Origin of the sequence: Aminipila luticellarii (genome assembly GCF_004103735.1) — a bacterium.
GTDB lineage: Bacteria > Bacillota > Clostridia > Peptostreptococcales > Anaerovoracaceae > Aminipila > Aminipila luticellarii.
Map to the genome: position 1 here is coordinate 317658 of NZ_CP035281.1, position 21874 is coordinate 339531.

Consider the following 21874-nt stretch of genomic DNA (forward strand, 5'->3'; position numbering starts at 1 on the left):
TTTTAATCCGGTTTAATTTGTGGGATATGAATGGTTAAAACTGAAGATTTAGCAAAGCAGCCGAAAGCCTGTGACGCAAAGCTATAGGGCCTGAACTCAAGTGAGATGGCAGCCAGTTGCATATATTAGAACTCCTAAATTGTGCAATAGGAGTTTTTTTCGTGTAATAAATCATATCAAGTAGTAAATCGCATGTAAAGGTTAACAAAGGGTACATATAAGTCAAAAGGAGCAGAGAAGCATGAGTAATATAGGAATTGCGGTAGTGGATATAACCGCATCAAATGTGCACAAATTGTTGTATGCGAATCAGAATTATTATGTGACCAGAAAATATCAGCCGGAGGAGTTGAAGGCTGCGTATCAGAATAATGTATGGGAGCTGCTGGATGCAGAAAGCAGAATCCAGATGAACATATTAATTGAGGAGGCATTGAAGTATCAAAAAAATACACTGAATTTTGATATAAAGGTCAGGTGCAAGGATGGGGGATATAAATGCCTGCTTTGCAAGGGAAAATTAATATGCAATCCGGAACGCGTCACGATGAATATCGTAGAAACGGATATAACTGATGTGAGTCAGAACCTGGCAGCGGGTATTTTATAGAAGATGCCGCCTGAAGTTTGCTGAAAATTAAAAAATAATGAACATTTTTCTACAACATTCAACATTTTATAAAGCAAAATAGTTGCAAAAAATGTTGAATAATATATAATTTAGGAAGAATAAAAAAGTGGATAAGGGTATATCCATTTTTTAGAAAAAATGTAAAAATAAACGAACTTGATTTATTACGAATACATTTTATTTATGATAAATGCGTGAATGATCTTATTCACGAAGCCAGAAAGGTGGTATGTATATTGTCGTTCTTAAATTCTATGAATATAAGCGCCTCCGCATTGACTGCACAGAGGCAGAGGCTGGATATTATTTCTGAGAATGTGGCGAACATCGACACAACGCGGACGGAAGCCGGGGGACCCTATCGACGAAAAATGGTAGTGTTTGAAGATAAGGCCGGAGACGTTTCCTTTAAAGATTCTCTCAATCAGGCCATCCTTGAAAAGGATGAAGATGGAAAAATGATCCGGCGGGACTATTCGCCGGGAGTACGGGTCAGCGGCATTATTGAAGATCAGAGCGATTTTAAGACCGAATATAATCCAGAACACCCCGATGCGGATGCAAACGGATATGTAAGACTTCCCAACGTAAATATGCTGGAAGAAACCATTGACAGCATGGCCGCTACGAGATCCTATCAGGCGAATGTTACGGTTTTGAACGCCGTAAAAATGATGGCACAGAAGGCACTGGAGATTGGTAAATAACCGATTCGTGTGCAAAAGTAATTGGAGGTAGTAAAAGTATGTTTATAGATCCTATACAGACACTGAACAGCATTGCGGATATAAGCCGGTTAAACAAAGCGGACGGCAGCGACAAGCTTGTAAACAGCACAAATGATATCACTGATGCCGGATCAGCGCAGGGTGCGCAGATTCCATTCAAGACCGTGTATGAAGAAGCCATTCAGGATGTCATTAACACCGATCAGCAGGTAAATGTGGATGCTCAAGCGCTGGCAACTGGAAAAAGCGACAACTTGCATCAATATAGTATCGACATCGCAAAAGCTCAGCTGTCGATTAACCTTTTGGCTGAATTGAGGAATAAGGCTCTTGATTCATACAATGAAATCATGCGTATGAGTGTGTAAGGTTAGGATAAGGTGGCAGGACATTGCGAGAACGGTTGATAGAACGATTTAAACAGATAAAGACAAATATAGCAGACAAACTGGGTCCCATAAACAGTAAGCTCAGTAAGAAAGCTAAGATTATTATTGCGGTGGTTGCGATATTGGTTATTGCAGCTTCTTTTGCGATTGCTCTTTCCCTGAACTCTACCGAGTATGCGGTGCTGTATACGGGGCTGGAGGATCCGGAGGCTACGGAAGTAATCGGTATATTAGAAAATCAGGGCATTAAATATAAGCATCAGGACAATACGATCTATGTACCCGAAGAGACGGTTGACAAGGTCAAGGTGGCTCTGGCATCGGAAGGCTATCCGAAGAGCGGTTTTACATACGACATTTTTAAAGACAATGTCAGCTTAATGTCCACGGACTTTGAAAAATATAAATATGCGCAGTTTGAGCTGGAGAACCGTATGGCGGAAACCATTAAGCAGTTTGACGGCGTGAAGAACGCAACGGTTGCCATTGCCATGGCGGATGAACAGAAATACGCCCTGGAGGAGGACAAACAGGAATCCTCCGCTTCCGTTACAGTGACCATGGAAGAAGGCGGCTCCCCCAGTGCAGCGCAGGTGAAGGGTATCCAGAGGCTGGTTGCCAAAGGTGTTCCGGGCATGAAAATTGAAAATGTGGCAGTCCTCAACGGCAATGGGGAAGAGGTACAGCCCGACGATGAAGCCGACGCTCAGGAAGGCGCAGCAGCATTAAAGCTTAAAGTTGAAAAACAAATCGAGGACAGCATCAAGGAAAAAGTTTTGCACTTATTCCAACCGGTATTTGGAGAAGATAATATCCGGGTAAGTGTGACTTGCTCCGTAGATTTAGACAAGAAAATTAAAGAAATTATCGAATATATTCCTTCTGAGGACAACAAGGGGGTTTTGTCAAAATCCACTTCTAATTACGAGGTCCAGGGAGAAGGTAAGGTCACGGAAGGCGTACCAGGTACGGAGACCAACGCGGATGTTCCGGTATATCCTGGGGTTTCCACGGACGGAAAAGATATTTATTTCAAAGACGATCGTTCTTTTGAATACCTGGTCAGCCAGGTGAAGGAACAGGTTCAGAGCGATGCAGCAGACCTGACCGACACTACGGTATCCGTAGCAGTGGACAGTGCGAGCCTGACGCCTGCAAAGGCCGGAGAACTGAGACAGGCGATTGCCGTTGCTGTGGGTGTTGACCCCTCGCTGGCGGACACAAAAATTGCGATTTTTAACGCGCAGTTCTATGAGCCGGAAACACAACAGGCTTCCGGATTTGGAGCTGTACTGGAGAAAAACCCGGCATTGAAGGTTATTATTCCGGCTGTGCTGGCGCTGATTATTGCCTTGATCGTGGTTACGATTGTGGTCATTAGAAAGATCAGATTAAAGAAGAAAGCAGAAGAAGAGGTAGAGGAAGAGCTTCCGGAAATCATACCAGAAACAGAAGAGCTGGTACGTCTGGACGAGCTTGGAAAGACCAGAGAAGAAGAACTGAAAGGCCAAATTCAGGACTTTACGGACATCAATCCGGAGATTTCAGCTCAGCTGCTTAAGACTTGGCTAAGAGGAGAAGAGGAAAATGAGTAGAGATGCCAGCGGCTTGACAGCGCAGCAGAAGGCGGCGGCTGTTGTGATTTCCCTTGGAGCCGAAAGGGCCTCCAAGATCTATAAATTCCTTGGGGAGGAAGATCTGGAAACCCTCACCCTGGAGATTGCAAAACTGAATCATGTTACACCTACGCAGACCGAGTCGGCTATGGATGATTTCTATAAGCTTTGCCTGACTCAGAAGGTCATTACCGAAGGCGGTGTAGATTATGCCAAAACGGTACTGGAAAAAGCTTTTGGCCCTCAAACGGCTACGGCACTGCTGGAAAGAGTCACCAGAAACCTAAAGACCAGAGCCTTTGAATTTATCAGAAAGACTGACAGCAAGAATCTTTTTGCGATTATTCAGCATGAGAGGCCTCAGACCATCGCATTGATTTTATCTTATGCCAAACCGGAACAGGCCTCGGAGATCATTACCGAATTACCAAAAGAAAAACAGGTACGGGTAGTAGAGTGCATTGCCAAAATGGATAGTGCGTCTCCGGAAACCATTAAGATCATCGAAAATATCTTGGAGAAAAAGTTCGCTTCGGTTCTTTCATTGGATTTTGCACAGGTTGGCGGTGTAGACTACATTGCCGAAGTTATGAACAGCATAGACAGAAGCAATGAAAAATACATATTTGATGAATTGAGCAAGAAAGACATCAAGCTTGCCGATGACATCCGAAATAAAATGTTCGTATTTGAAGACATTACGCTTCTTGATGACAGAAGCATACAGGAATTTCTGCGAGAGGTGGATACACAGGATATCGTATATGCATTAAAGGGCTCCACTCAGGAGGTTGCCAATATGATCTTCCAGAATATGTCCAGCCGTATGACAGAAACGGTCAAGAGCGAATTAGAGTTTACCTATAATGTCCGCTTAAAGGATGTAGAAGAAGCTCAGCAGAGAATTGTTGGTATCATAAGGCGTTTGGAAGAAGAAGGACGGCTGATGATCAATAAGGGGGGAAAGGATGAGATAATTGCGTAAGTCGAAGTCTAAAGCCCATGAGACAACCTATGAGCGTTTTCAGGTTCAGTCTTCTCTTGAGAAGGCGGAAAAAAGTCTGGAAGAAGCTATAGAACGTGTAAAAATGGAAAGCAAATATCCGGATCCCCAAGACAGTGAGGCTCAGAAAGCTGTAGAAGAAGCCATGTCCGCGTTCAAGAAGGCGGTGCTGGAGGAACAGCAAAAGGAAGGCTTAAAGGAAAACAGCGGAATTAAACCACTTTACGGATATGCACCTGAATTTTCAAGTCCCAGTAAAATAGACCGCGATATAGGCGACATAGACGAAGAAAAAAAGGGCATACTGACGAGGCTTTTGGGTGAAGAAGCCTTGCAGGAACATGAAAATGAAGAAGCCCTGCGGCGGGAAGAGCTGCTGAAACAGGATCTGCTCAACGAAGAATTTCATGATGGATATGATTCCCTGGTTCGAATTGCTGAGTTTAACAGGGATTTAAACAAAACGGACGATCAGCCCAAGGAGAAACATATTCTAAACGAGAGCGAAGACTATGAAATGAAGTGCTTTAATGAAAAAAATGTCTTTGAGGATGAGTCCTACGAATATGAGGCCGATGATATCATGCCGACGAACTTCTTCCTTCATTCCTTTGATGAGGAAGAGGAAGAGAAGATTGAGCCGTATGATATCAATGAAGCCCTGGTTTTAGGAGAGGTCATTCCGCCGGATCACCTTTCAGAAGACCTTCCGCCTGAATCCGGTGAACAGGAGGCGGAAGCTCAGAACGAAGAAGGAGATCAGGAAGAGGCGGAGAGTTCGGAAGAGCCGCCTGAAATCAATCGGGAAGAACTGGAAGCGGCCAAAGCAGCAATTTTGGAAGAAGCGAGAAAACAGGCACAAGAAATGTTGGCAGATGCCTCGGCTGAATCAGAAAAGCTTATAGAGGAAGCCAAACAGCAGGCCCAGAAGCTCATAGAGGAGACTGTTCAAAAAGCTACGGAAGAGGCCTCAGACAAGGGCTTTGCCGAAGGATATAAAAAAGGACAGAACGAAGGCTATATGGCAGCGGAAAACGCTGTAAACGAGGGAATGATACAGGAAGCGGCTGCTTTTAGAGAGGAGCTGGAAGCTTCTTTAAAAGAATTCGAGGAAAGAAAAGAAGAGATTCTGGGAAACAGCTTAAATGATTTGACAGATTTAGCTGTTAATATCGCTGAAAAGGTCATTAAAATCAGCTTGAGATCCAGTAAGGATGTAGTGGCTAAAATGATCGTGGCAGCCGCTGAAGACTGTCGGGACAAGCAATGGGCTAAGGTATACATTTCTCAGGATGAAAAAGCGCTTGCCATGAACTTGGAAAAAGAACTGATTGACGCGCTGAATCAGATTTCATCAAATGTGAAGGTGGTCGTTATGGAGGACGAGCCTTCCGGAACCTGCATCATAGAATCCCCGGATCAGATCGTGGATGCCAGTGTAGGGACACAGCTTGATAATATCAGGCAGATCGTCAGTGATAATAGAACGTAGGAGGAGCCGGGCTTGTACTTGAAGGACTTATCGGAGCTAATAAAAAATTCGGAAACATTCGAACATATCGGTAAAATTGAAAATATTGTTGGTATGAGTATTGAGGCTTCCGGTATTAAGGCAAGCATTGGAGATATTAACGTAATTACCTCAAAAGACGGCAAGCGGAAGGTAATGTCCGAAGTGGTCGGCTTTAAGGGTGATAAGACCATATTGATGCCCTATGACTTTATTGAAGGAATGGGCTCTGGAGATTTTGTCAGGAGTACCAAGAATCGGCTTCGGATTCCGGTAGGAGAGTTTCTGTGCGGCAGAACTATCAATGCGATGGGAGAGCCCATAGACGGGATGGGTTCCGTAGACCACTCTGTGCTGTGCAGTGTGGAAAATAACTATATCAATCCGCTGAGCCGGCCGCCTATTACGGAGCGAATTCATTTTGGTATTAAAGCAATAGACGGCTTCCTCACGGTAGGAAAAGGTCAGAGAATCGGTATCTTTGCCGGAAGCGGCGTGGGTAAAAGTACACTGCTTGGAATGATCGCCAAACAGGCGTCAGCAGATATCAATGTCATTGCACTGGTAGGAGAACGAGGAAGAGAAGTCAAGGAATTCATCGAACGGGACTTGGGGCCTGCGGGCATGGCACGATCTGTGCTGGTGGTCGCCACCTCGGATCAGCCGGCGGTGCAGAGAGCAAAATGCCCGGTGGTGGCCACCGCCATTGCAGAATATTTTAAAGATCAGGGAAAAGATGTACTGCTGATGATGGACTCGCTGACCCGATTTGCCATGGCACAGAGAGAAATCGGTCTGGCCGTGGGTGAACCGCCGGTTGCCAGAGGATATACCCCCTCTATTTATGCAGAAATGCCAAAGCTTCTGGAAAGAAGCGGAAACTTTGAGAATGGGTCTATTACAGGCATCTACACCGTTCTGGTGGAAGGCGACGATACCAACGAACCCATTGCTGATACCGTCCGGGGTATTTTGGACGGGCATATTATTCTTTCGAGAAAGCTTGCGGCCAAAAATCATTTTCCGGCCATTGAAATCGGCGGAAGTATTTCCAGATTAATGACCGCCATAGTAGATGAAAATCACAAGGCTATGGCTTCCAAGATAAGAGATATATTAGCTTTATATGAGGAAAACGCAGACCTGATATCCATTGGTGCGTATAAAGCCGGAGCGAATGCCAGACTGGACAACGCAGTGGCAAGAATTGATGCTATTAACAGATTCCTGAAACAGTCGACTACAGAGTTCTTTGACTACGAGGAAGTCTTGGAGGGAATGACCAGAATTTTGGAATAATCGTTGAAAATTTGGGGAAAAAGGTATAAAATAGATTATTATGGCGAAATTTAGATTTTCTTTAAAATCCGTAGAGAAATATAGAAATATTATGTTAGATGGTGCCAAGGCAAGGTTTGCCAAAGCAGCCTCCGATGTCAGCAGGCAGGAAGAGCTTATTTTAAAGATAGAGAGTGAGCTGATTGCCGTAAACGAGGAGCTGAACTATAAAAACAGTCAGGGCATTAGTATTCTTGAACATAAAGGATACAAGAGTTATATCAAGATATTGGAAAGCAACATTAAAAATGAAGAAGAAAAATTAAAAGGACTAAGGAAGATCGAATACCGGCGAAGAAGTGAGATGATTGCGGCAAAGACCGATGTCATGTCCATAGAGAAGCTTCGCGAAAAAAGATTTGAGGAATATAGAAAAGAAGAAAGCAAAAAAGAAGGACTGGCTACGGAGGAATTCCTATCGAATCAGTTATCCAGCCGCACCTAGCGGTTTGATATAAAAACTTAATAGGAAAGGAGGAGCTTGAATGAATACAGAAGTGTTTTTTCAAACGATGAACAGCAATTCCGCTGTAAAAAGGGGAAACGCTCAGATGCTTCGTGCAGACGGCAGTTCAACCGGATCGTTTAAAAAGGAAATGGATCAGATTTTTGAAAGAAAGCAGAGCCGATCCAATGATTCGGAGAAAAGCAGTATCACTAAGGACAGCAGAACATCCGGTAAGGTACAGCAGAAAGAAGAGCCGGAGAACGTACCGGACAGCGGCGTAAACGCCGAAAAGAAGGATTCGTGTACCGATGTTACCCCAGAGGAACAGGCACTGGCCGCAGCTCAGATACAGCAGCCGGTTCTGCTGGCAGCAAACGACCTGAACGGTATCGCCAATGCACTACAGCAGACACAGGCTCAAGCGGTGACTACTGCGCCGATTGCGGCTAACCTGGCAGAAATGCCGCTTCATTCAACCGAGAACATGCAAACTGCGGCAGGAACCGAAGAAGGCGAAATCAAACTACCGTTTCAAAACAGCGCAGATTTGGTGAAATCGTCTATGATTCAGCCAAAGCAAAGCGGCGGTCAAGAAAATCAGACCCCGGACTTTGCGGAAAATCAGACAAAAGGAAGTCTGCTTGCGGGAAAGCAAGCACAGGAGAAATCCAATGCTTCCGGTGAGAGCCTTGGCATGCAGCATGTGACAGCTGCGAAAGAAGAGTCGGTTTCAGAGCTACCGGATCTGGTTCAGGAAAATGTTCCGATGAAAAACAATATGCTGGATTTGTCCAAAGTAAATATCAAGGTGGCAGATGCCCCTGTTGATATGAATCAGGCGGATGCAGCACAGCAGCTTGCGGATAAGATCCTGTACAAGCTGAATGCAGGAAAACAGGAATTTGATTTGGAACTGAATCCGAGAGACCTTGGAAAAGTCAATATCAAAATGATATTCCAAAATGGAAGCGCCGAACTGATCATGAGCACATCCAACGCAAAGGCACATCAGCTGCTTTCTGCACAGGCAGATACGCTGAGAGCTATATTGGAGGCAAACACAGGCGCGGACAGCACCGTCAACATAAGGCAGACAGAGACAACTGACGGACAATTTGACAGAGACAATTTCCAACAGCAGAAGGACAGTCAACAGAACCAGCAAAATCATCAGCAGGAGAGAAAAACTACATCAGAAATCTCGTTTGCGGATCGGCTGAGACTGGGATTGGTAAACGACTGGGAAGAAGCTGTGTAGAGAGGAGGAAAGAAGCTTGGCAGATACGACGATTAATGACAAAATTTTAAGCTCATTAAAAGCCCTTACAACCGACAAAAGCAAAAGTACTTCCATAAAAGCCAATCTGGATCTACAGACAACGGACTGGTTGTCCCTTCTGGTAGCACAGCTGAAAAATCAAGACATGTATAATCAGACGGACAATACGGAAATGATGAGCCAAATGGCACAGTATTCCCAAATCCAATCCATGCAGGAAATGGTTTCCAAACAGGAAGATATCTATGCGATGAACACGACTTCTTATGCGGCGTCCTTACTTGGAAAAGAGGTAACAACGGCATCCATCCAAACGACGACCACAACGACGGGCACAACGGATACACTGGTTACCACCAAGGGAACCGTTACCGGCGTGACTTTATTTGAGGGCGAACCCAAAATATATATTGACGGAAAGCCGTTTTCTTTGAATCAGATCATGATTGTAGGAGATGTGGCGACCGACGTAACCCCACCGGATTCAGATGATGAAAATTCCGGAGGCGGCAGCACAGATAAAGAGGAAACCCCACCAACGGATGATGGAGATTGAGGCATAGGAAGAAAATCTGATGAGAAAAGGAGGTGTTGAAAATGGCTGACATAAAGGTAGGAAATAACTATCAGAATTTAAACGGACCAGCGGGCGGCAGAAGTGTAAACAACATGAATAACCTGAACCGCAATCCGGCCGGCATTACCACCATAGGAGCAGATTTTGGAACCCTTTTAAAAGAGCAGCTCGACAAGAACAGCGGCGCTGATAAAAATCAGGGATTGCAATTTTCCAAGCATGCACAGGAACGAGTAGCTCAGAGAGGAATCGACCTGACTCCGGAGTTGATGGAAGACCTGAATTCAGCTGTTAAAAAAGCAGATGCAAAAGGAGCAAAGGACGTGGTGATCTTTGATTCTATGAACGCATTTATCGTAAATGTTCCGAACAAAACAGTGGTCACGACCATGTCCGGAAACGAAATGCGGGACAACGTATTCACCAATATAGACGGTGCGGTAATACTGTAAATCGCAAATAAACAATTGGATAGGCCGTGGATAAATAACTGGACCATTTATGGAGGTTATGAGATATGTGGACTGATATATCTTGGCACGGCTCTGAAAGGAGAAAATAGATGGTTAAATCAATGTTTGCTGCAGTAGCAGGACTTCGCGCCCATCAATCCAAGATGGACGTTATCGGCAATAACATCGCCAATGTTAATACATACGGATATAAGGCTGCAAGGGCGACCTTCCGGGATGTTTTCTATGCCACCACTTCGGGGGCAGGTAACCCGGGAACCGTATACGGAGGTACAAACCCCATACAGTTGGGCTATGGCTCAAAGCTGGGTTCCGTTGATTCTCTGATGACCGGCGGCGGAGCAGCAGCCACGGATAATCCGATGGACTGCATGATCGTCGGAAACGGATTCTTCCTTGTGGGGCGAAAGCCGGAGGAAACCGCCGGAGAATACGACACCATTGCAGTGGAAGATGGACTGCAGGACGACGGATCTGCTGCAGAGGACGAAACGGCCGGAAAAGTGGATCCAACAGAAGTATCTGCTCTTAACCTGACGAGAGTTGGTATCTTTAACTTTGACGGCGATGGAAATCTGGTAGATTCCAACGGAAGAATGGTCTATGGCTTCCCAAGTGAATACAAAGAAGATGCTTCCGATACCACCAAGAGCGGATATTCGATTCAAACAGATCAGCTTACTGCAATCCGGCTGCCAAACGCTAACAAGAAAGACAGCACGGGTACGGGAACTGACAAGGATGAATATGAACCGATGTCGTTGAGCGGAATTGCCATTGGTAAGGATGGAACCATTACGGGAACCAATGATGCAGGAGAAAGCATTCTGATCGGTAAAATCGCTTTGGCAAATGTTCCGAATCCGAATGCCCTGGAAAGAGGTGAAAACTCTTATTATACAGCAAAAGGTAATACCGGAACAATTACCGTAAATCCATCGGGACAGAATTCTACGGGAACGATGGAAGCGGGATATCTGGAAATGTCCAACGTGGATCTGTCTAAAGAATTTACAGACCTGATCACGACGGAAAGAGGCTTTCAGGCAAATACAAGAATCATCACTGTAACAGACGAAATGCTTCAGGATTTAGTAAATATGAAGAGATAATCAAATATGGTATGGAGGAGCGCAATCCGTTCCTCCATACTGTGATGAATGAGTGGGATAACATGATAAAACTTACCAAGCTGAACGGAGTGGAATTCTTGCTGAATGACGCTCAAATTCAAATGATTGATTCCATACCGGAATCTAAGGTCGTCTTAAGCAATAAAGACTATTATATTGTCAGGGAATCATTTGAGGAAATTATTGATCGAATTATAGAATTTAATGCTCGAATAGCAGATAAAGAAAGCTATTTGAAAATGAAAAGAAGTGTAAAAGAAATAACTGAAAACAAAGGGTACATCTAAAGCAATAACTGAAAATTTATGCGAAGGAGAGCCCCCCAATTTATTAAAAAGAAATCAATTTCCTATTTTTTAAAAAGCAGATAAAGTGAATAAAGCTGAATTTGCCGAAATGTATTAGGATTTATATATTATGCAGCAGGGGCGGGCAGAGAACAAAAGCATGGGGAAAAGGAAAAGAGAAAAATAAAAATATTGGATTTCAACATACAGGGGCGAAAAAATTAAAAATGAATGTAGGAGACTTAGATGGCTGACGTATTATCACAAAGTCAAATTGACGCCTTACTCAATTCTCTGAACTCCGACTCGGCAGCTGCCGAGGAAGAAAAACTGATTGAGGAAGAGGAACATAAGAAAATAAAAAAATATGACTTTAAGACTCCTAAAAAATTCACAAGAGATCGGCTTAAGCTGGTGTTTAGTGTGTATGAGAATTTTGCAAGAGTCATGTCATCATATTTAACGAGCATGATGCGTCTTTCCTGTCAGGTTGAGATGGTGGACATAGAGGAACAGAAATATTTTGAATTTAACAATGCGTTATCAGAAAATGATATCGTAGCCATGGTGGACGGGTCCGTAAACAATGGAAAAGGCGATTCGGAGACCTTGATGATTCAAATGAGCAATTCTGTTATCTATTCCTTGATTGACAGAATGATAGGAGGGTCGGGAGATGCGGATGGTGTTGATCCGGACGATAGTTTTACAGATATAGAAATCTCTCTTTTCGAGAATGTAATGGTTCATTTGCTGCCTATCATGGAAGAATCGTGGCAGAATTATTTTGATGTAGCGTTTAAATTTGACAAGATAGAGACAAACCCGAGATTGATTCAAAGTATTCAGGCAGATGAAGTTGTAGTCATTGTCGTCCTGAATATAGAAATAAAAGATACGACGGGTACTTTCAATATCTGCATTCCGGGCGGAATCATGGAAGATGTGTTTAAAATGGCAGATCAGTCCAATATACTGGGAAGAAAAAGAGAGCACCAGGACGAGGTCGCCAGAGAAGAGATTCTGGAAAGCCTGAGAGATTCCCAGCTGGATGTGCGAGCATTCTTAGGAGAAGCGAATATCCTTTTGGAGGATGTATATTCGCTGAAACCCGGAGATGTCATAAATTTGAGAAAGCCCAAGGACTCCGAGGTCGCCATATACGTGGAGGATAAACCATGGTATAAGGGACGTCTGGGAGAGAAGAAAGGCAATGTTGCAGTTAAAATAACCGGGACCACGATAACCCGGTAGTAGCAGAGGTGATATATGAGCGATAATAATAATTATTTTACCCCCATGGAGATCGATGGCATTGGTGAAATACTAAATATAAGTTTAGGATCTTCAGCGACTGCCATGTCGGATATGCTTGGCAGAAAGGTGACTATAACCACTCCCAACGTAAGGGTCAGAAGCTACGATGAATTTGAAATAAGTGAAGTAGAGCCTGCTGTGGGAGTAGAGATTACATATGTGACAGGACTTAGCGGAAATAATTTGTTGCTGCTCAGGAGAGACGACGTCAGAAAAATTCTTGAAATTTTGATGTATACCGAAATTGACGAAGAAAATTTTGAACTGGATGAGCTTTCCCTGAGTGCTGTTTGTGAATTGATGAATCAGATGATGGGAGCTTCGGCAACGGCCATGGCCGATATCATCGGAACTACAGTAAACATTTCCACTCCTGTGGCATTTGAAGTAGAAAATGCAGAGGCTTTTAAGCAGAAATATTTTAAATCCGATGAACCGATGGTAGAGGTATATTTCAATATTGACATTGAAGATACATTTTCTAGTAAATTCATTACCATGCTTTCGGTTGATTTGTGCAAAAAGTTGGTTTCTTCTTTTGGGTTCATGGATAATACCAAGACTCATACGGAAGAAGCAGAGAAGTCTGTGGCGGAAAAGCCGCAGGCCGCGCCAATCGCAAATCCTGTGAACGAAGGGGCAGTGAACCCTTCTGTGACGCCGCAAATGCAGCAGCAGCCGCAAATGACGCAGCCGCAGATACCGCCGCAGGGAATGATGCAGGGATACCCGGCGCAAATGTATGCACAGCCGCAGTACACGATGGATCCGCGATTGATCAATGTGCAGCCGACTTATCACAACTACGAGGTGACTCCGGCGGAAGCAGGCACCAATCTGGATCTGATCATGAAGGTTCCTTTGCAGATTTCCGTTGAAATCGGCAGAACCAAGAAGCTGGTAAAAGAAATACTGGAATTGGGACAGGGTTCCTTAGTCGTATTGGATAAGCTGGCGGGCGATCAGGTCGATGTATATGTAAATGGTCAATGCATTGCAAAAGGGGATGTCGTAGTAGTGGATGATAACTTTGGTGTGCGAATCACCGAAGTAATAAAAAAGACTGATCTCATTAACAGTCTGTAGATTTAAATTAAAAACAAATTAAAAGTTCTATTATTTTTAAAATGCTTTTAAAGAAAGAGGTAAAAAGATGGCAAAAATTTTGTTAGTGGATGATGCGGCATTTATGCGTATGATGATTAAGGATACCTTGTCCAAGAATGGCTACACAGATTTATATGAAGCAGGAGATGGGGCACAGGCTGTTGAAAAATATGAAGAAATCAACCCCGATCTAGTAATCATGGATATTACCATGCCGAACATGGATGGTTTGGAAGCATTAAAGGCTATTACAGCAAAGCATGCGGACGCAAAAGTCGTTATGTGTTCTGCCATGGGTCAGGAAGCCATGGTCATAGAGGCAATCAAGCTGGGAGCAAAAGACTTTATTGTGAAACCGTTTAAACCGGACAGAATTTTGAAGACTGTATCTGCGGTTCTGCCACAGGCTTAGTTCATTAAGAGGTGATTGGAATTTTAAGTACGATTATACCATTGGTACTGGCGCTTTTTGCAGTGGTTGCCGTTATATATCTAAGTTATATATTCAGCAAATATATTGCCCTGGGTGCCAGTAAGATGAGTGGCACAAAATATATGCGTGTGGTTGACAGACTGGTTCTGGGACAGGACAAAATGATGATCATTGTCCAAATTGGCGAGAAGTATTATCTGGCCGGCGTGGCATCACAGAGTGTTCAGATCATAAAAGAACTTGCAGAGGAGGAGCTTATTGAAATGGAGGCTCCTGCTTCGTCTGCCGCCTTTCAGCAGGTCATGACTTTTAAGAATGCGCTGCAAAAGCACTTGGAAAAGAAAGATCATGAATCGAAATAATCATTGAAGGGATAAGGAAATAGTTACATGACTGATTCAATAGTCTCAATAAACGGAACCGGTATGCAGACGCTGGAGATATTGGTGCTCCTTACACTGATTGCCTTGCTGCCGTCCATATTGATTATGATGACTTCTTTTACCAGAATCGTCATAGTCCTTTCGCTTTTGCGAAATGCGCTGGGGCTCCAGCAAACACCGCCAAATACTGTTATCATAGGCATTGCCTTATTTTTATCACTGTTTATCATGCAGCCGGTCATATCCGATATTGATCAGAATGCATATCAGCCTTATAAGGCAGATCAGATAACACAGGAGCAGGCGATAGAGCAGGCGTCTGTTCCCTTGAAGCAATTTATGCTCAAACAAACAAAAATAGAGTCTTTAAATGTATTTTTAAAATTTGCGGATATGAAAAGACCAGCAGATTTGATGAAGGTTCCCATGCATGTAGTGGTTCCTGCTTTTATGACCAGTGAACTGAGCAGAGCCTTTTTGATGGGATTTTTGCTTTATATACCGTTTTTGGTAATAGATATCGTTGTAGCCAGCGTGCTCATGTCCATGGGTATGGTCATGCTACCGCCGTCCATGATCTCTATGCCGTTCAAACTGTTATTATTTGTGGTCGTAAACGGATGGGAGCTTCTTTTCAGTACGCTGGTGAGCAGCTTTAACTGATTCGTTATTATTTAAGTGAGGGCAGAAATGGACTATTATACACCGGTTTTTGATATCTTACATACGGCCGTTATGGTGGCTGCCAAAGTCGCTTCACCGGTTCTTTTGATCAGTATGGCAGTTGGACTGATTATCGCTATTTTTCAGGCGGCTACGTCTATTCAGGAGCAGACCATTACCTTTGTACCGAAGCTGTTTATCATCGGTCTTATTTTGGTGATGACCGGATCCTGGATCATGGCCACAATGGTTGACTTTACAAAAGCCGTTTTTGCTACGATGCTGGAGTTATAAAACATGCAGCAATTTTTAGAAATCGACAATTTAACGGTCTTTGGACTGATTTTGATGAGAATGTTGGGTTGCATAGCATTTAATCCTATTTTAGGTAGAAGAAATGTTCCGGTCATGATGAAAGCTGGCATCTCTTTAATGCTTGCAATCCTTATTTATTATTACACGGATATTTCTTCTGTTCCAGCCGTTCAGTCTACGGTGGAATATATTGTGCTCAGCGCAAAAGAACTCCTGGTGGGCTTTGCCATAGGCTTTGTTGTGAGTCTCTTTATGTACATTATCATACTGGGCGGAGAAGTAATCGATATGCAGATGGGTCTTTCCATGTCCAAGGTCTACGACCCGGGAAGCAATGTCGCCATGTCGTTGAACGCGACGTTTTACACGGTTTTATTTATGTTCATGTTTTTTTCAATCAATGGACATTTGACTTTATTCAAGCTGTTTTTAGAACTGGCAAAGGTGATTCCCTATGGCCACGTTTTGTTTGGAAAAGAATTGGCGACCGGTATGATTTCCGTGTTTTGCCAATGTACTATTTTGGGCGTCAAGCTGGCTATGCCGATTATTGCACTTCAATTTTTTATTGAAATGGCCTTTGGCGTGTTGATGAGGAATATTCCACAGATTAATGTGATTATGATAAATATTCAGGCAAAGATTTTTATTGGTTTTATATTTTTAATTATTATTTTTACACCGACGATGTCTTTTGTAGAGAATGCCATCGATCAATTATTCAATGCTATCATCCAGATAGCAAAATTAATGGGGTGATGAGGCTTGTCACAATCTAAAACCGAAAAAGCCACGCCGAAAAAACGGCAAGACGAGCGAAAAAAAGGAAATGTGCCGCAGAGCAGGGATGTTACAAGTGTCATATCCTTAGTTGTTATTTTTTCCGTATTAAAAAAAATGTTTCCCTATCTGTATGACAGTATGGAAACCTTTATCGCTTTTATCATGGGGAAGATGCTTTCTCTTGATGCGTTTACCGGAGACAGTATGAGCGAGGTAACGGGACAAACCATTAAAGTAATCATTATTTGTACCGTTCCGCTGCTTCTGATCAGCGCGGCTATATCTATCCTTTCGACCGGTGCTCAGACCCGGTTCATGTTTTCGTCGGAAGCCTTGCAGCCAAAGCTAAGCAAATTTAACCCCATCAATGGGATTACAAGAATTTTTTCCCTGCGCAGCGGTGTGGAACTGATAAAAAACTTGATGAAAATTGCTATTATTTTGATTATTTTATATAAATTCATCTATGCTCGGTTCGTAGAAATGGCGAAAATGTTGTTTATCGAACCCATGCAGTCTTCCATTTATGTGCTGGGTGCTGTTGTTAAAATGGTGTATATGGTGAGTATGATTTTTGTTTTTGTTGCCGGGCTGGATTATTTGTATCAGAGATGGGAATATGAGCGTAAGATCAAGATGAGCAAACAGGAGATCAAAGAAGAATTCAAACAGATGGAGGGAGATCCGCAGATCAAGGGAAAGATCAAGCAGAAGCAGCGTGAGATGGCGACCTCCAGAATGATGCAGGCAGTACCTACTGCCGATGTGGTCATCAGAAACCCGACCCATTTTGCGGTGGCACTCAAATATGACTCGGAACAGGACAGAGCCCCTGTCGTGGTTGCTAAAGGGCAGGATGAACTGGCCCTTCGAATCGTAGCCGTAGCAGAAAAAGCAGGGGTGTATATCATAGAGGACAGGCCGCTGGCAAGGGCGATCTATGCCACGGCAGAAATCAAAATGGAAATCCCGTATGCGTACTATACGGCTATTGCAGAAATTTTCGCATTGGTTTACAGTATAAGAAAAAATGATAAAGGTAAGAAGAGGAATTAGTGTATGGCAGATATACTTCGAGTAACAACGCCGCTGACCGGACAGGATCCGGCCACGAAGGTAAGACCCAACGTTCAGGATCCCACGACAAACATCAATAATGTGATCAATCCTAACCGAGTACCCAAAAACGAGTCCAAGGGACTATACAATGATCAGGAGACCAATAAATTTTCTCCGAACCTAAAGTCGAACTTTGATTCTTTTTTGCATAAGCTGGCCAGTATGCCGGGTATGTCCGCAGAAACGGCTAAGTTATTTTTTACCCGATATGGAAGTATCGTCAGCTCAGGACTGGGAGAAGGCATGGCTCTTGAGATGAGCAAATACCTTCAGATGATGAAAGTCAGTGACGCCGAGCTTTTGAATCTGCTGAAAGGGATGCAGGGCTCAGCCATAAAATTTACAGGAGATTTCTTCGATATTCTCCGAGGTCTGGTGGGAAACAAAAATCTTTCTCCGGATGCAAAATCCATGATTTTGGAATTTCTCAGAAGATATGACGCTATTACAGCTAATACTCACACCCTGAAAAATATGATATCGAACCTGAATAACATTGCGGACAGGATGATGCGAAATTCAGCGGAACAGCTGAAAGAAATGATTGCCTCGCTGGATACCAAAGCCGGGAACGGAAGCGTAACGGAAAATCTCGCCCGAATGAGAGAAAGTATTATTCCGTTTCTGTCCGCTTACATATCACAGACCAAGGATTTTGGCAGTGTGAGGGATAATATCAGTCTGTTTATTTTGAACTTTACCCGGTATGAGATGGGCAGCAAGGAAGGATTTTCGGACGCCCTCAATTCACTGCTGGGCGTACCGGAGGTGTCTTCAAAGGTGTCCAACAGCATGGTGGCGCAGTTGGTGGACGGTATTTTTTCTGATATGCACAGCGATCAGGCCAAGATGCTCCAGAGCCAACTGGTCACTGTTTTAACAAAGGGACTGGAAGGACAGGCAGGATATCAGAACACGCAGGTATTTCAAAATATCTTGCAGTCTGCTTTGCTGAATGAAAGCGTGTACATGCCTCTGCTTCATATGATGCTGCCGGTGGATTACAATGGAAGACAGATGTTTTCAGAGATATGGGTAGACCCGGACAGCGACGAGAGAAGCGAAAAAGAAGGCGGAAGCGCCGTAAAGCTGCTGGTGAAATTCGATATTAAGGATCTGGGCTTCTTTGAAATGATTATGCTGGTTCAGAACAGTAAAGTAGATATGCAGTTATTTTATCCCGAACAGCTGGAACCCATGAAAAGCCAGATTAAAGATGGCATATTTACTATAGTGGAGAGAAATGATTTAAAATTTAGATCCTATATGGCAGAAAAGTGTGCTCAGCCTGCACCGGTTTCAGATGTGTTTCATAAGCTCTTTGAAGGGAGGAATATGGTCAATGTCACAGTATAATGGTTCCAAAAGAGCAGTGGCTCTGAAATATGATGAAGAGAAAGGCGCCGCGCCGGTTATCGTGGCTTCCGGACTCGGATATATGGCAGAAAAGATCGTAGAGATGGCCAATCAGCAGGACGTACCGGTTTACGAGGATACTTCGCTGGCAACCGTTCTGTCTCAGCTGGAGCTGGGAGCACAAATCCCGGAGGAAGTGTATCGAGCCGTGGTAGAGATTTATATTTATTTCTTGAATTTTGATGCGAAGAAGTAAGATCAAATAGCAATGTGAATCTGGGAAACTTTAGAGATAAAGTGTTTCCAGATTTTTTTGTCCATATTACAAACTTTCAGCTCATGAAAGGCATCAGAGGCTCTACATGTGACTTAAAAAACTAGAAACCATTCATTTCATTGTAAAAATGGCAGAAGTTGAGTATAATAAGAGCAAGACGAGAGTGGGGAATTAAGAAATCAAAGGGATGAGGGAGGCAGTGGATTGAGTATTGCGGATTTAATAGGTGAAACAACGGAATATGACAAGAAGCAAGCACTGGAAGTAAAGAAGCCCAAGAGTTGGTGCAAAAGTGTCAGTGCCTTTGCTAATGGGGCGGGTGGAATATTAATATTTGGAATTTCCGATGATGATGAGATTGTAGGGCTTACCGATGCAGAACATGATGCTGAGATTATCAGTGAACAAATCAAGACTAGGCTCAACCCAATTCCTAATTTTAAGCTACGTTTTTATAATACAGAAGATGAAAAAAGGTTAATTATTCTTGATATATATGCAGGAGAGCAGACACCTTATTATTATGATGCAGATGGGTCGTTAACAGCGTTTCATCGGGTAGGAAATCAGAGCATTCCTGTATCACCTGCAAAACTAAAAGAGCTAGTCCTCAGGGGAAGTGCAACTTCTTATGACAGCTTAAAATCTAAGTACAATTTTGACAACATGGCGTTTACTAAATTAAAATCTACTTACAAGCAGCGAACCGGCATTCAGTTTGAAGATTCGGATTATGAATCATTTGGTATTGTGGAGGAAGAGGGAATTCTGACAAATGCGGGAGCATTATTGGCAGACGAATCACCAATCAGGCATTCACGATTATTTTGCACCCGCTGGAATGGAACAGATAAAGCGCCAGGAATAATAGATGCCATTGACGATAAAGAATATTCTGGTGGATTAATAAATCTTTTACAGAATGGAATGGATTTTGTCACGAATAACTCTAAAAGGGCTTGGAAGAAAATCACAGACGGAAGAATGGAAATGCCAGATTATCCAGAACGTGCAGTGTTGGAGGGTATTGTAAATGCACTAATTCATCGTAACTACTTAGAGGTAGGCAGTGAAGTGCATATAGATATGTTTGATGATAGAATCGAGATTTATTCTCCAGGTGGAATGTATGATGGGATTAAGATTCAGGAAAGAGATTTGATGCAAATACCTTCAAGGCGTAGAAATCCAGTGATTGCAGACATTTTTAACCGTTTAAAATATATGGATCGCAGAGGAAGTGGATTTAAGAAGATTCTTGGGGACTATAAAATACAGCCACAGTATACAGAAAATATGAAACCAGAATTTAAATCTGATAATGATTCATTTTTACTCATACTTAAAAATTTGAACTATTCTCAAAAAGCGGCGATAAAAAGCGGCGATAAAAAAGCGGCGATAAAAAGCGGCGATAAAAAAATTACCAATAAAACTCAGCAACAATATAATTTGATTTTAAACTATATGGAAAAGAATAAGGAATATAGAATGCAAGATTTTTGTGACCTTCTTCAATTAAAAGAGAGCCGCACAAAGACCATCTTGAAAGGCTTAACTGAAAGTGAAAAGATAGAAACAATTGGGGCTAAGCGGGATAGAAGATATCGACTGAGATAAAATATTACCGATGCCTATAGAAAGAGCGACTTTAGAATTAAGGTCGCTCTTTTATAGGTTTTAAATGCCTGTTTTCTCCCTACTATGGGACTTACCTTGGAAATTAGCAGAAATAAACTAGCATCAAATTTATAAGCGGGGAGTGTATAAATTTGTAAAGTTTTGTGGTAAAATGTCGATATAGCAAATGTTGGATTTTAAGGTTTCTTAAATTTAGAATTTAAAATATATAAAAAATTGAATGGCCACCAAAGGAGTTGGAGCGTACAGATGAAAGTAGTAATTTTAGCAGGTGGGCTTGGTACACGCATATCGGAAGAGAGCCATTTGCGTCCCAAACCAATGATTGAAATAGGGGATAAACCCATTCTCTGGCATATCATGAAGCACTATTCCTATTATGGATTTAATGAATTTATCATTTGCCTGGGATATAAGGGGCACATGATAAAAGAATTCTTTGCAGATTATTATCTGCACATGTCTGATGTGACCTTTGACTTTACTGCCGAAAATAAAATGGAAATTCATCAAAATGTAGCCGAGCCGTGGAAGGTTACGCTGGTTGATACCGGATTAAATACGCAGACCGGCGGAAGGCTGACAAGAATTAAAAAGTATATAGGCAATGAACGATTTATGTTGACTTATGGAGATGGAGTAAGCAATGTGAATTTACAAAAGCTTCTGGAATTCCATAAAAAAAATAAAAAAGCAGTTACATTGACGGCAGTACAGCCGGGTGGCCGTTTCGGCGTACTGGATATTGATGACGAAACACAGGAGCTAAATGGGTTCGTAGAAAAAGCCAAAGAAGATGGAGGCTGGATAAACGGTGGCTTTATGGTTATGGAGCCAGAAATATTTAACTATTTAGAGGGAGATAAATGTGTGCTGGAGAAAGAACCCATGAGGAAAATGACAGCTGAGGGAAAAACCTGTGCCTATAAACACGTGGGCTTCTGGCAGTGTATGGATACACAGAGAGATAAAGGGATGCTTACAGCTCTTTGGGAATCGGGTAAAGCCCCGTGGAAACTTTGGGATGAAAATAGATGGAATCAGTTATAGAAATAGAAAATATACCTG

25 protein-coding genes and 1 riboswitch are annotated in these 21874 nt (G+C 42.8%); all 25 genes read left to right on the plus strand.

From position 1 onward, the window contains the following. The first annotated feature begins 40 nt into the window (after positions 1–40). Positions 41–124, plus strand: a riboswitch (cyclic di-GMP riboswitch). A 117-nt stretch (positions 125–241) separates the two neighbouring features. The 25 genes from EQM06_RS01400 (at position 242) to rfbF (ending at position 21856) form a co-directional block, all read left to right on the plus strand. After that, the gene (locus tag EQM06_RS01400; RefSeq protein ID WP_128744642.1) at positions 242–610 is read left to right on the plus strand and encodes a PAS domain-containing protein; all 369 of its coding nucleotides are present in this window, start codon (positions 242–244) and stop codon (positions 608–610) included. 257 nt (positions 611–867) lie between these two features. Next, positions 868–1338: a flagellar basal body rod protein FlgC gene (gene flgC / locus EQM06_RS01405; RefSeq protein ID WP_128744643.1), complete on the plus strand. Its 471-nt coding sequence runs from the start codon at positions 868–870 to the stop codon at positions 1336–1338. Positions 1339–1376: 38 nt separating this feature from the next. Next, positions 1377–1727 (plus strand): flagellar hook-basal body complex protein FliE, encoded by a 351-nt coding sequence (gene fliE, locus EQM06_RS01410; protein ID WP_128744644.1) that lies wholly within the window; start codon positions 1377–1379, stop codon positions 1725–1727. 23 nt (positions 1728–1750) lie between these two features. Beyond that, positions 1751–3343 (plus strand): flagellar basal-body MS-ring/collar protein FliF, encoded by a 1593-nt coding sequence (gene fliF / locus EQM06_RS01415; protein ID WP_128744645.1) that lies wholly within the window; start codon positions 1751–1753, stop codon positions 3341–3343. Then, positions 3336–4349 carry a flagellar motor switch protein FliG gene (gene fliG / locus EQM06_RS01420; RefSeq protein WP_128744646.1) on the plus strand — a complete coding sequence of 338 codons (1014 nt, stop codon included), beginning with the start codon at positions 3336–3338 and terminating at the stop codon, positions 4347–4349. The genes fliF and fliG overlap by 8 nt, the downstream gene beginning before the upstream one ends. Continuing rightward, positions 4342–5859: a FliH/SctL family protein gene (locus EQM06_RS01425; protein ID WP_128744647.1), complete on the plus strand. Its 1518-nt coding sequence runs from the start codon at positions 4342–4344 to the stop codon at positions 5857–5859. The genes fliG and EQM06_RS01425 overlap by 8 nt, the downstream gene beginning before the upstream one ends. A gap of 12 nt (positions 5860–5871) precedes the next feature. Further along, positions 5872–7176, plus strand: coding sequence for a FliI/YscN family ATPase (locus EQM06_RS01430; RefSeq protein ID WP_230974991.1), 1305 nt, complete (start codon positions 5872–5874; stop codon positions 7174–7176). Between the two features lie 40 nt (positions 7177–7216). After that, on the plus strand, positions 7217–7660 hold the full coding sequence (gene fliJ / locus EQM06_RS01435) for a flagellar export protein FliJ (RefSeq protein ID WP_128744648.1): 444 nt from the start codon (positions 7217–7219) through the stop codon (positions 7658–7660). Positions 7661–7700: 40 nt separating this feature from the next. Next, positions 7701–8921 (plus strand): flagellar hook-length control protein FliK, encoded by a 1221-nt coding sequence (locus tag EQM06_RS01440; RefSeq protein WP_128744649.1) that lies wholly within the window; start codon positions 7701–7703, stop codon positions 8919–8921. 16 nt (positions 8922–8937) lie between these two features. Then, a complete protein-coding gene (locus EQM06_RS01445; RefSeq protein WP_164914306.1) occupies positions 8938–9498 on the plus strand; it encodes a flagellar hook assembly protein FlgD in 561 nt (186 codons plus the stop codon). 41 nt (positions 9499–9539) lie between these two features. Further along, positions 9540–9971, plus strand: coding sequence for a TIGR02530 family flagellar biosynthesis protein (locus EQM06_RS01450; protein ID WP_230974992.1), 432 nt, complete (start codon positions 9540–9542; stop codon positions 9969–9971). Positions 9972–10081: 110 nt separating this feature from the next. Further along, positions 10082–11104 (plus strand): flagellar hook-basal body complex protein, encoded by a 1023-nt coding sequence (locus tag EQM06_RS01455; RefSeq protein ID WP_128744651.1) that lies wholly within the window; start codon positions 10082–10084, stop codon positions 11102–11104. 62 nt (positions 11105–11166) lie between these two features. Continuing rightward, complete coding sequence (locus EQM06_RS01460) at positions 11167–11412, plus strand: flagellar FlbD family protein (protein ID WP_128746756.1); 246 nt, start codon at positions 11167–11169, stop codon at positions 11410–11412. A gap of 246 nt (positions 11413–11658) precedes the next feature. Further along, positions 11659–12666, plus strand: coding sequence for a flagellar motor switch protein FliM (gene fliM, locus EQM06_RS01465; protein WP_128744652.1), 1008 nt, complete (start codon positions 11659–11661; stop codon positions 12664–12666). Between the two features lie 15 nt (positions 12667–12681). Then, a complete protein-coding gene (fliY, locus tag EQM06_RS01470) occupies positions 12682–13815 on the plus strand; it encodes a flagellar motor switch phosphatase FliY (RefSeq protein WP_128744653.1) in 1134 nt (377 codons plus the stop codon). Between the two features lie 67 nt (positions 13816–13882). Next, positions 13883–14248 carry a response regulator gene (locus EQM06_RS01475; RefSeq protein ID WP_128744654.1) on the plus strand — a complete coding sequence of 122 codons (366 nt, stop codon included), beginning with the start codon at positions 13883–13885 and terminating at the stop codon, positions 14246–14248. A gap of 62 nt (positions 14249–14310) precedes the next feature. Then, positions 14311–14631, plus strand: a complete 321-nt coding sequence (locus EQM06_RS01480) for a flagellar biosynthetic protein FliO (RefSeq protein WP_330548385.1) — start codon at positions 14311–14313, stop codon at positions 14629–14631. A gap of 27 nt (positions 14632–14658) precedes the next feature. Next, entirely contained in the window at positions 14659–15315 is a 657-nt protein-coding gene (gene fliP, locus EQM06_RS01485; protein WP_128744656.1) for a flagellar type III secretion system pore protein FliP, read from the plus strand. Positions 15316–15342: 27 nt separating this feature from the next. After that, positions 15343–15609 (plus strand): flagellar biosynthetic protein FliQ, encoded by a 267-nt coding sequence (locus tag EQM06_RS01490; RefSeq protein WP_128744657.1) that lies wholly within the window; start codon positions 15343–15345, stop codon positions 15607–15609. Between the two features lie 3 nt (positions 15610–15612). Beyond that, on the plus strand, positions 15613–16389 hold the full coding sequence (locus EQM06_RS01495; protein ID WP_128744658.1) for a flagellar biosynthetic protein FliR: 777 nt from the start codon (positions 15613–15615) through the stop codon (positions 16387–16389). Positions 16390–16395: 6 nt separating this feature from the next. Beyond that, positions 16396–17469 (plus strand): flagellar biosynthesis protein FlhB, encoded by a 1074-nt coding sequence (flhB, locus tag EQM06_RS01500; RefSeq protein ID WP_128744659.1) that lies wholly within the window; start codon positions 16396–16398, stop codon positions 17467–17469. A gap of 3 nt (positions 17470–17472) precedes the next feature. Next, on the plus strand, positions 17473–18888 hold the full coding sequence (locus tag EQM06_RS01505; RefSeq protein ID WP_128744660.1) for a hypothetical protein: 1416 nt from the start codon (positions 17473–17475) through the stop codon (positions 18886–18888). Beyond that, on the plus strand, positions 18875–19144 hold the full coding sequence (locus tag EQM06_RS01510) for an EscU/YscU/HrcU family type III secretion system export apparatus switch protein (protein ID WP_128744661.1): 270 nt from the start codon (positions 18875–18877) through the stop codon (positions 19142–19144). Before EQM06_RS01505 ends, EQM06_RS01510 begins: the two co-directional genes overlap by 14 nt. A gap of 225 nt (positions 19145–19369) precedes the next feature. Then, positions 19370–20785, plus strand: a complete 1416-nt coding sequence (locus tag EQM06_RS01515; protein WP_128744662.1) for an ATP-binding protein — start codon at positions 19370–19372, stop codon at positions 20783–20785. 270 nt (positions 20786–21055) lie between these two features. Further along, positions 21056–21856 carry a glucose-1-phosphate cytidylyltransferase gene (gene rfbF / locus EQM06_RS01520; RefSeq protein ID WP_128744663.1) on the plus strand — a complete coding sequence of 267 codons (801 nt, stop codon included), beginning with the start codon at positions 21056–21058 and terminating at the stop codon, positions 21854–21856. Positions 21857–21874 lie beyond the last annotated feature (18 nt).